Raw genomic sequence first — 13939 nt, forward strand, 5'->3', positions numbered from 1 at the left:
GCCCGCATGGCCGAATCGGCCGCCGCCGCCCCGTGCGCACCGCACGGCCGGCGGTCCAGGCGTGCACGGCAAGCGGGGCCCGAGCCGACGGCGTCGCAGAGCCGGACGGTGACCGCACGGCGCAGCGAAAACGCACATGGACCCGCAAGCCGCAAGGCAAGCGGGTCCACAGCTACGTCCGGCTCAAGCCAGCGCCGGCGTCACGCGGCCTTCGGCGCGTTGACGTCCGACGGCAGCGCCTTCTGCGCGACCTCGACGAGCGCGGCGAACGCGCCCGCGTCGTTGACAGCCAGCTCCGCGAGGATCTTGCGGTCGACCTCGATGTTCGCGGCCTTCAGACCCTGGATGAAGCGGTTGTACGTGATGCCGTTGGCGCGGGCAGCGGCGTTGATGCGCTGGATCCACAGCTGACGGAAGTCACCCTTGCGCTTCTTGCGGTCGTTGTAGTTGTAGACCAGCGAGTGGGTGACCTGCTCCTTGGCCTTGCGGTACAGACGCGAACGCTGACCGCGGTAGCCGGAAGCTGCTTCGAGGATCGCCCGGCGCTTCTTGTGGGCGTTGACTGCCCGCTTGACGCGTGCCACTTGTTAACTCCTTGTAGCGGGGCCGTGGTTGGACTCACACGGCCCGGAATCGATTGGGTCCCGGTCCAGACGTACGGCGCTCGGTGCGAGCGCCGCTCACGTCACTTGCCGAGAAGCTTCTTGATCTTCTTGGCGTCGCCCGGGGCCATCTCGGCGTTGCCGGTGAGGCGCCGCGTCAAACGGGACGACTTGTGCTCGAGCAGGTGGCGCTTGCCGGCGCGCTCACGGAGCACCTTGCCGGAGCCGGTGATCTTGAAGCGCTTGCTGGCACCGCTGTGCGACTTGTTCTTCGGCATAGCGCCGTTCTCTCCTCGTCAGTGGCGTTCCGATGCCCGGTCGTTAAACCGGGCACGGTGGAACGTCATGTGTGTATCGGTTGTCATCCCTGGACGGGTGTCCCAGGACTCCACGGACTCTCGTCCGTGACTCCCCGGGGCCTTCACCCTGGGATCAGGCCTCGGCGGAAGCCTCGGCCGGGGCCTCGGCGGTCTCGGCGTCGGTCGTCTCGGCGTCAGCCGCCTCGGCGGCGTTCTGCGAGCGGCCCGGGTTGGCCTTCGCTTCCGCCTTGCGAGCCGCCTGGGCCTCACGGGCCTCGGCCATCGCCTCGGTCTTCTTCTTGTGCGGACCGAGAACCATGATCATGTTTCGGCCGTCCTGCTTCGGGTTCGACTCGACGAAACCGAGGTCCTCGACGTCCGACGCGAGACGCTGCAGCAGTCGGTAGCCGAGTTCCGGCCGGGACTGCTCGCGACCACGGAACATGATCGTGATCTTGACCTTGTCGCCCTGCTTGAGGAACCGGACGACGTGACCCTTCTTGGTGTCATAGTCGTGCGGGTCGATCTTCGGCCGGAGCTTCATTTCCTTGATGACCGTGTGCGCCTGGTTCTTGCGCGCCTCACGGGCCTTCATGGCCGACTCGTACTTGAACTTCCCGTAGTCCATGAGCTTGCAGACCGGCGGGCGCGCGTTCGCGGCCACCTCGACCAGGTCGAGGTCGTACTCCTGCGCAAGCTCCAGGGCCTTGGCAAGCGGAACAATTCCGACCTGCTCGCCGCTGGGACCGACAAGTCGCACCTCGGGAACGCGAATCCGGTCGTTGATGCGGGGCTCGGCGCTGATGGATCCTCCTCGGTAGCACCACACGGCGGTCTGGCGGACAGCCGCGTATGTCTCTGATGACATGTGGACCAACCACCGCGGGGCATGAAAAATGCCCCGGGACGGTACACAGGCGGGGCTCCAAGGACTACCGGAGCACCGCCGCGGTGGACCGCGGGGCGCACTTTCGGGCGACTCCACCGTCCGTACGGAACGGTGGTGGCCGCCTGACCGGGGTGACCCGCCGTCCCGGAGGACGGTCAGGTGGGAGATCGGAGCCTCCACTTGTGGGCCGGACACGCTGACATATGTCTGGGCGCATCCAGCCGGTCGTTACACAAGGTTAGCAGCTCCCCGGGGGAGGCGCGAACCGGTGTGCACCGGACAGTGCACCGGCACTCCCCCGCACGGGGGCGGGCGCGCCGGGGCCTATCGTGTGAGGCATGAGTGACACCCCTCCCCAGACGCCCGACTACGACGCCATGACCCGCGACATCGCCGAGGTCCCCGCGGTCGAGGTGATCGTGACGGTCGCCGTCAACCTGATGAGCGCCGCCGCGGTTAAGCTCGGTCTGACCGAGGAGGGCGACGAGCACAAGGACCTCGACGAGGCGCGCAAGCTGGTGGCCGCGCTCGCCGGGCTGCTCGACGCGAGCGCGACCGAGATCAGCTCCTTCCACGCGGCACCGCTGCGCGACGGCCTGAAGTCGCTGCAGCTGGCGTTCCGCGAGGCGTCGATCGTCCCGGACGAGCCCGGCCAGGGCCCGGGCGAGAAGTACACGGGCCCGATCTACGGCTAGACGTTCAGGAGCGTACGTACAAGGGCTCGCCCGGCGGCGTCGCCCCGGCCGGCAGGAGTGCCAGGTCGAGGCCGCGCACCAGGCGGGCCCTCAGCGTTTCGTCGGCCGCGAGCCGTTCGGCGACCGCGCGGGCGGTGTCGGCCGGGGCGGCGGACGGGTCCAGTACGAGGGCGAGGGTGCCGTCGGCCTGCCCGGGGCCGAGATGGGCACGGAGCACCAGGGGCTCGGCGGCGACCGCGGCCCGTATCGCTTCGACGACGGCCGGGTCGGCCAGCGGGTCGGCGGACGTGCGCCCCTCGGCGAGCGCGAGCAGGGCCGGGCCGGTCAGCTCGTAGGCCACGGGTCCCGCCATGTCCAGCACGATCGTGTCGGCCTTCTCGTGCGCCGCCGCCTGCAGGGCCTGATGCAGGGGTACGGCGACGGGGCGGGCCTCGGGGTCCCAGCGGGCCAGCGACTCGGTGGACGTGAAGGCGGGCAGTGCCGTGCGGTTACCGGCCTTCAGGGTCGGCACCGCCATGTCACTGGTCTTCTCGTGGCGGAGGCCGTTCTCGTCCTCCTCGACCTCGCCGAGTACGGCCACGACGGGCACCAGCAGCCGGGCGCCCTTCAGCGCCTCCAGGACCGGTCGCACGGCGGTGCGGTCCTCGGCCCAGGCCGCGAGCGCCGCGCTCAGCCGGGGATCGGCGGAGCCGTCGTCGTCGGAGAAGCCGGAGTCGGGAATGTTCTTGTTCGCCACGGTCCCCGACCCTATCGGGGGGATGCTGCTGCGCTTGTGCGGCCCCTGAAACCCCGCGTTGACCGGACTCATCGGTTTCTCAGCCTTCCCTGACACACATCTAACATTCGTCTAACCGCGGGCACAGGCCCGGCACCCAGCATCGCGGGATGGACCGTCACAGAGCCCGCGGGCGCCGCGCCCGACCCTCCCGACGCAAGCCAATCCTCTACACCTTGGTGGCCTCCGCCGTCCTCGTGGGCGGTACGGCTGCCGGAACCGTGTATGTGAAGGCGCAGGCGCACGACGGCCCTGGCCTCGTATCGTCGACCTCGGCATCGCCGACCGTCAGCGAGGAGGCCTCGGTGGAACCTGTGGCGGAGCCCACGGTGGACCGGGGCGCGCTGCTCACCAAGGCGATGAAGTCCGTGACCGTGGAGGTCGGCGCGGAGGTGTCGGTCGCGGTCCTCGACCTCGACTCCGGTGAGAGCGCCGCGTACGGCGACGGCACCTTCGACACCGCGAGCATCGTCAAGGTCGACATCCTGGCCACGCTGCTGCTCCAGGCCCAGGACGCGGACCGGCATCTGACGGCCCACGAGAAGACGTACGCCACCTCGATGATCGAGAACAGCGACAACACGTCGGCGTCCGCCCTGTGGCGCACGATCGGCCAGGCGGACGGCCTCGCCTCCGCCAACAAGCGCTTCGGGCTGACCGGTACGGAGGGCGGGGACGGCATGCTGTGGGGTCTGACGCAGACCACCGCGGCCGATCAACTGACTTTGCTGCAGCAGGTGTTCGGGGACGACTCGGAACTCAGCGAGAGCTCGCGGACGTACCTTCAGGGGCTCATGGGTGACATCGCCGCCGATCAGCACTGGGGGGTGTCGGCCGCTGCCGATGGATCCAAGTGGGCCCTGAAGAACGGGTGGTTGGCGCGCAGCACGACCGAGCTGTGGGACATCAACAGCATCGGGCGGGTCAGTGTCGACGGGCACGACTATCTGGTGGCGGCTCTGTCGAACGGCAACTCGACGAAGGCGAAGGGGATTTCGCTGGTGGAGGAGGCGGCGCAGGCGGCGGTCTCCGCCTTTCAGGACACGGTCGACGACTAGGCCGTAGGCCGCCGACGACCAGGCCGTACGCCGCCGACAGCTGGGTGTACGTCTCCGTCGTGTACGTCTCCGACGTATGTGTCCCTCTCGAAGCCGTTGCTACAAGCCGTACCGGCGTGGGCCCCTGCGGCCGCGCCACAGCAGCACCGCCGTCGCCAGCAGGACCGCGCCGAGGCCACCTGCGAGAGGGCCCGCCCAGCCGGAGGAGTTCTCGTCGTCGGCGGGGGTGTCGGGGCCCGAACCGAAGTACTTCTCGCCGTACGCCGCCGAGTGGAGCCCTTCCGGCTTGAGGTGGCCGGCCGCCTTGATCGCGGCGGCGGGGTCGATGAAGCCGAAGCCGCGCGAGTCGTCGTGGCCGCCGGCGGGGGCGTTGCGGGCCGTGTCCTCCAGGAGCTGCTTTATCTGTGCCGGGGACAGGCCCGGGTGGGCCGCCTTGATGAGCGCGACCGCGCCGGAGACGAACGCGGAGGCCGCGCTGGTGCCCCAGCCCTCGTAGTACCGGTCGTCCGGGTCGGCGATGACGACGTCGACGCCGGGGGCGCTGACGGTGGCGTACCAGCGGCGGGTGGAGAACGAGGCGCGGGTGCCGTACCGGTCCACGGCTGTCGCGGTGATCACGCCCGGGTAGGCGGCCGGGTACGAGACGTGGTCGCCCTTCTCGCCGCCGTTGCCGGCCGAGGCGACGACGACCACGCCCTTCTTCAGCGCGTACTGGACGGCCTCGTCCTCGGCGGGTTCAGGGTGGGCGGACTTGGAGTCGTCGCCGAGGGAGAGGTTGATGACGTCGGCGCCGTGGTCGCTGGCCCAGCGGATGCCTTCGGCGAGGGCGTTGCCGCGGGTGTTGCGGGCCTTCGTACGGGCGGAATCGCCGTCTTCGAGGATGACGCGGACGGGGAGGATCTTGGCCTTGGGGGCGATGCCCATGACGCCGTCGGCGTCGCCCGCGCCGTGGCCGTGCCCCGCGATGATGCCCGCCATGGCGGTGCCGTGCCGGGCCCAGGCCCGGTCGCCGCGGCTCGCGCCGAAGCCGACCATGTCCTTGCCGGTGAGGACGTTGCCCGCGAGGTCGGGGTGCTGGGCGTCGACGCCGGTGTCGAGCACCGCGACCGTGATGCCCTTGCCCTTCGTCGTGCGCCAGGCCTCCTGGGTGTGCATCGCGTCGAGGGCCCACTGCTGGGCGCGTATGCCGTCGGCGTGGGCGGCGGTCGGCGGCACCAGGGCGAGGGAGGCGGCCAGCAGGACGCCGAGGAACCCGGCCCTGCGGGTCAGTCCGGCCTTACGGATCATGACGGCTTCTCCGTGGCCGAGGTGACGGTCTTGCGGAGGCCTCGCTCCACACGGTCGGCGAGCCCCTGCGCCTCGTGGCCGAGGCCCGCCTGGGCCGGGGCGGTGGTCGCGCCGGGCTTCATGGCGTCGGCGGCGGGCTGCGGGGCGGTGACGATACGGCCGTCGGCGAAGCCGGAGACGGCGTAGACGACGACAGGGGCGTCGGTGAGGACCGACACCGTCCAGGAGGCGCGCTGGGCGTCGCCGAAGTCCTCCGCGTCCGTGCCCTTGGCGGCGTACGGGCGGGGCATCAGGTCGGTGCGCCGGTCCAGGCCCTCTTTCTGGAAGCGTGCCTTCAGCGAGGTCATGGCCGCCGCGTCCGCCTTGGTGAACAGCAGGCCGACGGTGGTGACATGGCTGCGGGTCGCGTCCGTGTACGTGGCGCGCAGCAGGCGCAGGCAGCCGACCGGGGCCAGGGCCTTGCGCAGGAGCGGGTCGAAGGCGTCCTTGCAACCGCTGTCGGGGGCGACGGCGATACGGGTCCAGGTGCGGTCGGCGCCGCCGGGGCCCGCGCCCACGCCCTGCACGGTGGGCGGGAAGAGCCGGTCCACGGGCACGCTGTGCCAGAGCTCTCCGGCCGACGCGAAGGCGCTCCGCGAGCCTGGCCCGTCCGTGCTGTCCCCGGTCAGCCAACTCCCGGTCACCGCACCGCCGATGAGGCCGAGCCCGAGCACGACACAGGCCGCGGCGGCCACGGTACGGGGCCGGGTACGGCCGCCGAGCGGGCGCAGCCGTGCGGTGTCGTCGTCGTACGTCTCCGGCTGCGCGAACGACACGAAGGGGCGCTCCACGCTCGGGGTTTCTGACGGGGGTGTGGGGACCGCGGCCGGGGCGACAGCGGATTCGGCCGGTTCCTCGGCCCGGATCGGGCGCAGCCGCCGGGTCGTCTCCGTGGGCCTCTCCTGGGGCACGGTGGCACGCCGCTCGGCGGGCGCCGGGGGCGCGTCCGGGAACCGCGCGGAGGCCGCGGGCGGGGGTGGGGGCACCGGACTCGACGGCCGCTCGGGGCGCAGCTCGGGGAACCGCCGGGCCTCCGGGCCGGCGGACCGCGGGGCACGCATGGCCTCCGCCGCCGACATTGACGTATCGGATGTGTCCGACGTATCGGCCGAGGAGTCGAAGAAGTCGAAGGACCTCGACGGCGAGGGGATGCGCCCGGCACGGGACACCGCGCCGGCACCGGCCGACCCAGGACTGTCGGCCTGCGTCGAGGGCGAACCGAAGTCCTCCCCCACCGAAGGCGGCTCCACCGGGCGGGGCGGAAGCGACGGGACACCGTTCGACCGCGAGACCACTCGCCCCGGCGAGGACACCGAAGCGTCCACCGGCCGGGACGACGAGGCATCGCCGGTCCACGCGGCCGCAGGCTGGGAGGAGGACGTCGCAGCGTTGCTCGACGGCGACGTCGCGGGGCGCTGCGGAATCGCCGGGACGTCACCGGACACCAGATCCCGAGCGCGGGACGACGAAGCCTCGCCGGAAGGCGAAGCCGTCGGACGGGGTGGCAGCGACTCGGAACCGTCGGGCTGCGAGGCCGTTCGACGGGACGAAGACAACGGGCTGTCATCCGACGGCAGATCGTTCTGTCGGGGCAACGAGGTCTCGCTCGAAGGCGAAGCCACGGGACTGGGAGGTAGCGACACGATGCCGCCCGACATCGGATCCCACGTGGGGCGCGGCGGGACGTAGCCCGGCGGCGGGGTCGTGGGACGGGGCGGCGTCAGGGTCTCCGCCCTCGATGCGGCCTCGGCGCGCGACGGGCTTTCCCCCGAAGCCGCCGCCTCGCGCCGTACGGCCTCAGCCCGCGAGGCGGCCTCGCCGAGCGGCGACGGCTGTTCCGGCAACGGAGGCCGGCCGGGGTGGGGCGGGCCCGACGGGGCGGACCAAGCCGACGGGTCGGGCGTGCCCGACCGGCCGGGCGAAGCCGACGGGTCGGATGGAGAGGAGGTATCGGACGGACTCGTCGCCTGGGACAAAGCCGACGTGCCCGACGAAACCGACGTGCGCGACGAAGCCGCCGCGCCCAGCGGAGTCGACAGACCGGACGGGGTCGTCGGACCCGGTGGCGTCGCCTGATCGGCCGGAGTCGACGTGCCCGACGAGACCGACGTGCCCGGCGGAGTCGTGGCGCCTGGCGAAGGCGTGGTGCCCGACGGAGTCGACGTGCCCGACGGAGTCGCGTCGTTCGACGGAGTCGCGTCGTTCGACGGAGTCGCGTCGTTCGACGGAGTCGCGTTGTCCGGCGGAGGCGTCGAGGCGGGCGGCGGCGTCGGGCGTGGGGGAAGGGAGGCGCGGCGCGCTTCCGTGCTCATGGACCCCCCGTTTCCTCGTACCCGGGCCAGCGGACCGCCTCGGAGCTCGGCGGGGCCGTTTCACATGTGCGGAAGGGAACCCCGCCACGGGCACGCATACCCGTACCGGTGGACCGTCACCCCGGGCAGGGCCCGCCGGGGCAAGGTCGTTCCTCCCTGCGTGCGCGTCACTCTACGGGTTGACCCCGGCCCGGCGGGAACCAGTCCGGGGCCCCGGGGCATCTGCCCGGAACGTCCCCCTACCCTGCGGTATTCGAGTCTGGCAGGCTTCGCTCATGACTGCCCGCGCCGCAGACAGGGCCCGCTACGACCGGGCCACCGCTCACCTCGACGCCCCCGTCGCGATCGTGGACCTGGAGGCCTTCGACGCGAACGCGGACGATCTCGTCCGCCGGGCCGCCGGCAAGCCGGTCCGCGTCGCCAGCAAGTCCCTGCGCTGCCGCGCCCTGCTCGAACGCGTCCTGGACCGGGACGGCTTCGCGGGCATCATGTCCTTCACCCTCGCCGAGTCGCTGTGGCTGGCCAGGTCCGGCTTCGACGACGTGCTGCTCGCCTATCCGTCGGCGGACCGCAAGGCGTTCGCCGAGCTGACCAGTGACCCCAAGCTCGCCGGCGCCGTGACCGTCATGGTCGACGACCCGGCCCAGCTCCGTCTCATCGACGAGTCCCGGCAGGGCGGCACCGAAGTCGTGCGCGTCTGCCTGGAGTTGGACACCTCCCTCAAGCTGCTCGGCGGCCGGGTCCGGGTCGGGGCCCTGCGCTCGCCGCTGCACTCCCCCGCCCAGGTCGCCGATATGGCCCGCGCGGTCACCCGCCGGCCGGGGTTCAAGCTCGTCGGGATCATGGCGTACGAGGGTCATATCGCGGGCGTCGGCGACTCGGTCGAGGGGCAGCCCCTGCGCTCGCGTGCCGTCCGGCTGATGCAGGCCACCGCCCGCAAGGAGCTCGCCCAGCGGCGCGCCGAGGTCGTCCGCGCGGTACGGGCCGTGGAGCCTGACCTCGAGTTCGTCAACGGCGGCGGCACGGGCAGCGTCCAGCACACCGCCGCCGAGGACGCGGTCACCGAGATCGCGGCGGGCTCGGGGCTCTACGTGCCGCGGCTCTTCGACAACTACACCTCGTTCACCGGGCGTCCGGCCGCGCTGTTCGCCCAGCCCGTCGTCCGCCGGCCGGGCGTCGGGGTCGTCACGGTCCTCGGCGGCGGCTACCCGGCCTCGGGCGCTGCCGGCCGTGACCGGCTGCCCGTCCCCTACCTCCCCGAGGGGCTGAAGTACGACCCCCAGGAGGGCCCCGGGGAGGTACAGACACCGCTGCTCGGCTCCCCCGCGGACGATCTGCTCATCGGCGACAAGGTGTGGTTCCGGCACGCCAAGGCCGGCGAGCTGTGCGAACGGTTCGACACCCTCCATCTGGTGGAGGGAGATGCCGTGACGGCCGCCGTCCCGACCTATCGCGGCCAAGGGCACACGTTCCTCTGAAGTTTGTCGGGCCTCCAAGGCCTGCCCGGCGGCCTCACTTCGACGGGCCGATGCTGCTGCCCACTCCCCCTCCAGTGTCCGCATCGCCCAGCGGCCGGATCCCCTTGGTGATCTTGTCCATGTCGGACAGCGGGGGCCCGTCGGCGCCCGCGTCGAAGGCGAAGCGGACGATGACCAGCGACTGCGAACCCACACTGGACGGGAAGGCCAGCGACTCGACGTAACCGCCGGGCCCCACCCCGGTCCTGACCTTCCAGCGCACGAAGTACCCGGCGCGCCCGGCCACGGCGACCGAACCCGCCTTCACCAACTGGTGGGACTTGATGCCCCTGTAGGGGCGGCTGTCGACGAGGTCGCGGTCGTACGCGCTGTTCGCGGCGTCCTCGATGTCCTGCTCGGCGAGGATCCGCGGGGACTTCTCGTCGTTCGCCGTGACCGTGCGGGAGACGACCCGGCCGTGGCGGCAGAGGCCGGGGTCGCCCGGGCAGTCGTACGTGCCCGGAGTCGTCATCACGACGTCGTCCTCGGCGACGTACTGCGGTCTGGCCCAACCGTCGAGCAGGGGCAGGGTGATGCCGTTGAGCTCGTCCACGACGACGGACGGGTCGTCCGCCGAGGGGGCGGACGTGGACGCCGAGGGCGACGGGCTGCCGGTCTGCGACGGGGTCGGGGTCGGGGACGCGCCGGTCGGTGTGGTCTGCGCCGCCGCGTCGCCGCTGCCGCCGTCGCGGCCGAGGAGGACGGCGCCCGTGGCGATCGAGGCGACGAGGACGACCGCGGCCAACGTGAGCGCGACGGCCTTGGCACGACCGGAACCGCCCGTTGCGGGCGACTCCGGTTGCGTCAAGGGCGGTTGGGGCACTTCGGGCTGGCGCCGGTGGTCGGTCCAGGCGGTCCCGTCCCACCAACGCTCGATGAGGGGGTACGAGGGGTCGCGGTACCAGCCGGGCGGTGGCGTCATGCTCATCCCGGCACTCTAGGACGAGCCCCGAAGGTCAGTACACGGTGCTCAGTACATGTGGCTCAGGTGCTCCTTACATGCCGCTCAGTGGACGGTGTCCTGTTGGTCGGGCACGACCGAGCCGTCCTCCCTGCGCAACGGACCCTTGCTGCCATCGGGCGCGCTGTAGGCGCTCGTCGAGCACGGGTAGGGATCCGGCCTGTGCGGCAGCGGGTCGATGAACATCGGGTTGATCACCCAGCGGCCGTCGGCGTCGTCGTAGGCCCGGCACATGAGTTCGTTCTTGTTGCGGTTGAGGACGAGGTGCGCGCCGGTCGCGTCGCCCACGAAGGTGACGTCGGTGTCGGCGTCGCCGCCCGCGATCGCGGGGCGATGGCGCCGGTCCTGCCGCTGCCACGCCGCGGCGCCGGGCACACCGTAGATCTCCTGGTTGATCCAGCAGCGTTTCCCGTCGATGTACGGGATGACCTCGCCCCGGCTCACCGGTACGCCGCCGCAGCCCTGGTTCCAGGTGGTGATGCGCCCGTGCCGGTCGAGGACGGATCGGATCGCGACGGTGTGCCGTGCGTCGATGCCGACGCCGCGCGACCAGACCTCGGTGACGGGTTCGGAGCCCGCCGAGACGATGTAGACGTCGAATCCGGCCCGTTGGAGCGTACGGATCAGATCGCGCTGCTGGTCGTAGTAGCGGACGTACGCCGGGACGGTGTGGGTACCGAGGGTCCGGGTGGAGCCGACCGGCGCCGCGAGGGCCTCCGCGCGGGCCCGGCGTGCGTACGAGGTCAGCTCGGCGATCGTGTGTCCGGCGAACAGCTGGGGCACCCAGGCGTACTGCGGAACGGTGCGCCGGTGGTTCCAGTCACCGGAGAAGGCCGCGGTGCCGCTCATCGTGTTCCCCTCCGCGCGGATCTCGAGGATCTCGTCCGTGCAGCGGGTGTTCGTGGCGGTCGGCAGGGGGGCGCCCACCGGTACGTCGGTGCCGCAGGCGGCGGTGAGGGCGGCTTCCGCCGCGTCGGTGAGCCACTTGCTGGTGGCCTTCCAGTTCGCCGGGCGCAGGATCTTGTCGTGCCGCAGGGCCCAGCCGAGGGTGGCGTCGGTGACGTCGTTCTTGGTGACCGTGTTGTCCCAGTCGAGAGCGGCGACCGGGTGACCACCGAGGTGTCCGGCGCAGGTGCCCCGCTCGTCGATCACCCGCTGAAGGCGGGCACGGTTGTCGCCGTACCAACTCCCCGACAGTCGGGGACAGTTGGTGCGCTCGGCCGGAGCCGCGGGTGGCGCGGCCGCCAGGGCGGCGGCCGCGGCCAGGGTCCACGCGAAAACGTGTCGGTATCGCATGAAATGCGGACCGTATACCCGGGTGACCTACAGAGGCGTGACGTACGCGCCCGAGATTCCGCCGTCCACCAGGAAGTCGGTGGCGTTCACGAAGGAGGAGTCGTCGCTGGCGAGGAAGGCGACCGCCGCGGCGATCTCGTTCGCCTCGGCGAACCGGCCGACGGGGATGTGCACGAGCCGCCGCGCGGCCCGCTCCGGGTCCTTGGCGAACAGCTCCTGCAGAAGCGGAGTGTTGACCGGCCCGGGGCACAGGGCGTTGACCCGGATGCCCTCCCTGGCGAACTGCACGCCCAGTTCACGGGACATGGCCAGCACACCGCCCTTGGAGGCCGTGTACGAGATCTGCGAGGTCGCCGCGCCCATCCGGGCCACGAACGACGCCGTGTTGATGATGGAGCCCTTGCCCTGGCGTTGCATGTAGGGGATCGCGGCCTTGCAGCACAAGTAGACGGAGGTGAGGTTGACCTCCTGGACGCGCTTCCAGGCCTCCAGGCCCGTCTCCAGGATGGAGTCGTCGTCTGGCGGCGAGATGCCCGCGTTGTTGAAGGCGATGTCGACGGAGCCGTAGGTGTCGTACGCCGTCTTGAAGAGCGCCTCGACCTGCTCGGGGTCGGTGACGTCGACCTTCACGAAGGTCCCGCCGACCTCCTCGGCGGCCGCCTTGCCGCGCTGCTCGTCGACGTCGCCGCAGACGACGTGGGCGCCCTCGGAGGCGAGCCGGCGCGCGGTGGCGAGGCCGATGCCACTGCCGGCGCCGGTGATGACGGCGGTGCGGCCGACGAGGCGGCGGCAGATGCTTTCTTCGGTCATGAGTGGCTCAGGCCTCCGTGCTGATGAAGACGTTCTTGGTTTCGGTGAAGGCGGTGAGGGCGTCCGGGCCGAGCTCGCGGCCGATCCCCGACTGCTTGAAGCCGCCGAAGGGGGTCCAGTAGCGGACGCTGGAGTGGGAGTTGACGGACAGGTTCCCGGCACGGACGGCACCCGACACCCGCAGTGCCCGGCCGACGTCACGGGTCCAGATGGAGCCGGAGAGGCCGTACGACGTGTCGTTGGCGAGCCGGATCGCGTCCGCCTCGTCCTCGAAGGGCAGGACCACGGCGACCGGGCCGAAGACCTCCTCGACGGCCACGCGCGCGTGCGGCTCGACGCCGGTGAGGACGGTGGGCGCGAACCAGAAGCCGGGGCCCTCGGGGGCCTTGCCCCGGATGCCGGGCGCGTCGTCGGCGACGTACGACCGTACGCGCTCCAGCTGCGCCCGGGAGATCAGCGGACCCATCTGTGTCTGCTCGTCGGCCGGGTCGCCGACGAGGACGGACTCGACGGCCGGGGCGAGGAGTTCGAGGAAGCGGTCGTAGGCGGAGCGCTGGACGAGGATGCGGGTGCGGGCGCAGCAGTCCTGGCCGGAGTTGTCGAGGAAGGACATGGGGGTGGCGGCCGCGGCGGCCTCGATGTCGGCGTCGGCGAAGACGATGTTGGGGCTCTTGCCGCCGAGTTCGAGGGTGACGCGCTTGAGGAGGGCCGAACCCTTCGCCAACACCTGTTTGCCCACGGTCGTGGACCCGGTGAAGACGATCTTGGCCACTCCCGGGTGCTCGACGAGGGCGTTGCCGGCGAGGGGTCCCGCGCCCGGCAGCACCTGGAAAAGGTGCTCGGGAAGGCCGGCCTCCAGGGCGAGTTCGGCCAGGCGCAGCGCCGTCAGGGGTGTCGTCTCGGCGGGCTTGAGGATCACCGCGTTGCCGGCCGCGAGTGCCGGTGCCGTGCCCCACGCCGCGATGGGCATCGGGAAGTTCCAGGGCGCGATGATCCCCACGACGCCGAGCGGTTCGAGGATCGTGACGTCGAGACCTCCCGGCACCGGGATCTGCCGGCCGGTCAACCGCTCCACTCCCCCGGCGGCGTAGTCGAGCAGATCGCGGACGTTACCCGCCTCCCAGCGGGCGTTGCCGAGGGTGTGGCCCGCCTCGCGGACCTCCAGCCGGGCCAGCTCTTCGAGGTGTTCGTCCACGACGACGGCGAAGCGGCGCAGCAGCCGGGCGCGCTCGCCCGGCGCGAGGGCGGCCCACCTGGCCTGCGCCTTCGCAGCCCGTACGACGGCGGCGTCGACGTCCTGCGGGGTGGCGCCCGGGACGGTGGCGATGACCTCTTCGGTCGCGGGATTGAGTACCTGGAGCTCGTACGGTGCGGCGTACTGCTCGGACTGCTCGGACAA

Annotated in this window: 15 protein-coding genes; 5 read left to right on the forward strand and 10 right to left on the reverse strand. The window is 71.6% G+C overall.

All coding sequences use genetic code 11. From position 1 onward, the window contains the following. Positions 1-200 precede the first annotated feature (200 nt). From rplT to infC, 3 genes are all read right to left on the reverse strand, one after another. Positions 201-584, reverse strand: coding sequence for a 50S ribosomal protein L20 (gene rplT / locus AB5J53_RS10390; RefSeq protein ID WP_054236131.1), 384 nt, complete (start codon positions 582-584; stop codon positions 201-203). Positions 585-685: 101 nt separating this feature from the next. Continuing rightward, positions 686-880, reverse strand: coding sequence for a 50S ribosomal protein L35 (gene rpmI, locus AB5J53_RS10395; RefSeq protein ID WP_003947156.1), 195 nt, complete (start codon positions 878-880; stop codon positions 686-688). A gap of 154 nt (positions 881-1034) precedes the next feature. Next, complete coding sequence (gene infC, locus AB5J53_RS10400; protein ID WP_369245334.1) at positions 1035-1769, reverse strand: translation initiation factor IF-3; 735 nt, start codon at positions 1767-1769, stop codon at positions 1035-1037. A gap of 359 nt (positions 1770-2128) precedes the next feature. Here infC and AB5J53_RS10405 point away from each other — a divergent pair, with 359 nt between their 5' ends. Further along, positions 2129-2485 carry a DUF1844 domain-containing protein gene (locus AB5J53_RS10405; RefSeq protein WP_369245335.1) on the forward strand — a complete coding sequence of 119 codons (357 nt, stop codon included), beginning with the start codon at positions 2129-2131 and terminating at the stop codon, positions 2483-2485. A gap of 4 nt (positions 2486-2489) precedes the next feature. Here the strand turns inward: AB5J53_RS10405 and AB5J53_RS10410 are convergent, their stop codons facing one another. Beyond that, positions 2490-3221: an SseB family protein gene (locus tag AB5J53_RS10410; protein ID WP_369245336.1), complete on the reverse strand. Its 732-nt coding sequence runs from the start codon at positions 3219-3221 to the stop codon at positions 2490-2492. A 149-nt stretch (positions 3222-3370) separates the two neighbouring features. On the opposite strand from AB5J53_RS10410, the gene AB5J53_RS10415 reads away from it, so the two are divergent. Further along, entirely contained in the window at positions 3371-4318 is a 948-nt protein-coding gene (locus AB5J53_RS10415) for a serine hydrolase (protein ID WP_369245337.1), read from the forward strand. A 99-nt stretch (positions 4319-4417) separates the two neighbouring features. Here the strand turns inward: AB5J53_RS10415 and mycP are convergent, their stop codons facing one another. Both mycP and AB5J53_RS10425 read right to left on the reverse strand, forming a co-directional pair. Next, positions 4418-5605 (reverse strand): type VII secretion-associated serine protease mycosin, encoded by a 1188-nt coding sequence (gene mycP, locus AB5J53_RS10420; protein ID WP_369245338.1) that lies wholly within the window; start codon positions 5603-5605, stop codon positions 4418-4420. Further along, positions 5602-6705 (reverse strand): hypothetical protein, encoded by a 1104-nt coding sequence (locus AB5J53_RS10425; protein WP_369245339.1) that lies wholly within the window; start codon positions 6703-6705, stop codon positions 5602-5604. Before AB5J53_RS10425 ends, mycP begins: the two co-directional genes overlap by 4 nt. On the opposite strand from AB5J53_RS10425, the gene AB5J53_RS10430 reads away from it, so the two are divergent. The 3 genes from AB5J53_RS10430 to AB5J53_RS10440 all read left to right on the forward strand — a co-directional run bounded on the left by AB5J53_RS10430 (position 6704) and on the right by AB5J53_RS10440 (position 9434). Further along, complete coding sequence (locus AB5J53_RS10430; RefSeq protein WP_369245340.1) at positions 6704-7333, forward strand: hypothetical protein; 630 nt, start codon at positions 6704-6706, stop codon at positions 7331-7333. The two genes, AB5J53_RS10425 and AB5J53_RS10430, sit on opposite strands and share 2 nt — an antisense overlap. A 15-nt stretch (positions 7334-7348) precedes the next feature. Then, the gene (locus AB5J53_RS10435) at positions 7349-7720 is read left to right on the forward strand and encodes a hypothetical protein (RefSeq protein ID WP_369245341.1); all 372 of its coding nucleotides are present in this window, start codon (positions 7349-7351) and stop codon (positions 7718-7720) included. 511 nt (positions 7721-8231) lie between these two features. Beyond that, positions 8232-9434 carry an amino acid deaminase/aldolase gene (locus AB5J53_RS10440; protein ID WP_369245342.1) on the forward strand — a complete coding sequence of 401 codons (1203 nt, stop codon included), beginning with the start codon at positions 8232-8234 and terminating at the stop codon, positions 9432-9434. A gap of 34 nt (positions 9435-9468) precedes the next feature. Here AB5J53_RS10440 and AB5J53_RS10445 read toward each other — a convergent pair whose 3' ends face one another. From AB5J53_RS10445 to AB5J53_RS10460, 4 genes are all read right to left on the reverse strand, one after another. After that, positions 9469-10401 (reverse strand): DUF2510 domain-containing protein, encoded by a 933-nt coding sequence (locus AB5J53_RS10445; protein ID WP_369245343.1) that lies wholly within the window; start codon positions 10399-10401, stop codon positions 9469-9471. 78 nt (positions 10402-10479) lie between these two features. Beyond that, a complete protein-coding gene (locus AB5J53_RS10450; RefSeq protein WP_369245344.1) occupies positions 10480-11730 on the reverse strand; it encodes a haloacid dehalogenase-like hydrolase in 1251 nt (416 codons plus the stop codon). A gap of 27 nt (positions 11731-11757) precedes the next feature. Continuing rightward, positions 11758-12540: a 3-oxoacyl-ACP reductase gene (locus AB5J53_RS10455; protein ID WP_369245345.1), complete on the reverse strand. Its 783-nt coding sequence runs from the start codon at positions 12538-12540 to the stop codon at positions 11758-11760. Positions 12541-12547: 7 nt separating this feature from the next. After that, positions 12548-13939, reverse strand: coding sequence for an aldehyde dehydrogenase (locus AB5J53_RS10460; RefSeq protein WP_369245346.1), 1392 nt, complete (start codon positions 13937-13939; stop codon positions 12548-12550).

This window comes from Streptomyces sp. R41 (assembly GCF_041053055.1).
Lineage (GTDB): Bacteria > Actinomycetota > Actinomycetes > Streptomycetales > Streptomycetaceae > Streptomyces.

Excerpts from the sequence above, each read along its gene's own strand:
- AB5J53_RS10405 (WP_369245335.1), top strand. The coding sequence starts at position 2,129 with ATGAGTGACACCCCTCCCCAGACGCCCGACTACGACGCCATGACCCGC.
- AB5J53_RS10415 (WP_369245337.1), top strand. The coding sequence starts at position 3,371 with ATGGACCGTCACAGAGCCCGCGGGCGCCGCGCCCGACCCTCCCGACGC.
- AB5J53_RS10440 (WP_369245342.1), top strand. The coding sequence starts at position 8,232 with ATGACTGCCCGCGCCGCAGACAGGGCCCGCTACGACCGGGCCACCGCT.
- AB5J53_RS10430 (WP_369245340.1), top strand. The coding sequence starts at position 6,704 with ATGGCCTCCGCCGCCGACATTGACGTATCGGATGTGTCCGACGTATCG.
- AB5J53_RS10450 (WP_369245344.1), bottom strand. The coding sequence starts at position 11,730 with ATGCGATACCGACACGTTTTCGCGTGGACCCTGGCCGCGGCCGCCGCC.
- AB5J53_RS10425 (WP_369245339.1), bottom strand. The coding sequence starts at position 6,705 with ATGCGTGCCCCGCGGTCCGCCGGCCCGGAGGCCCGGCGGTTCCCCGAG.
- rpmI (WP_003947156.1), bottom strand. The coding sequence starts at position 880 with ATGCCGAAGAACAAGTCGCACAGCGGTGCCAGCAAGCGCTTCAAGATC.
- infC (WP_369245334.1), bottom strand. The coding sequence starts at position 1,769 with ATGTCATCAGAGACATACGCGGCTGTCCGCCAGACCGCCGTGTGGTGC.
- AB5J53_RS10455 (WP_369245345.1), bottom strand. The coding sequence starts at position 12,540 with ATGACCGAAGAAAGCATCTGCCGCCGCCTCGTCGGCCGCACCGCCGTC.
- mycP (WP_369245338.1), bottom strand. The coding sequence starts at position 5,605 with ATGATCCGTAAGGCCGGACTGACCCGCAGGGCCGGGTTCCTCGGCGTC.
- AB5J53_RS10445 (WP_369245343.1), bottom strand. The coding sequence starts at position 10,401 with ATGAGCATGACGCCACCGCCCGGCTGGTACCGCGACCCCTCGTACCCC.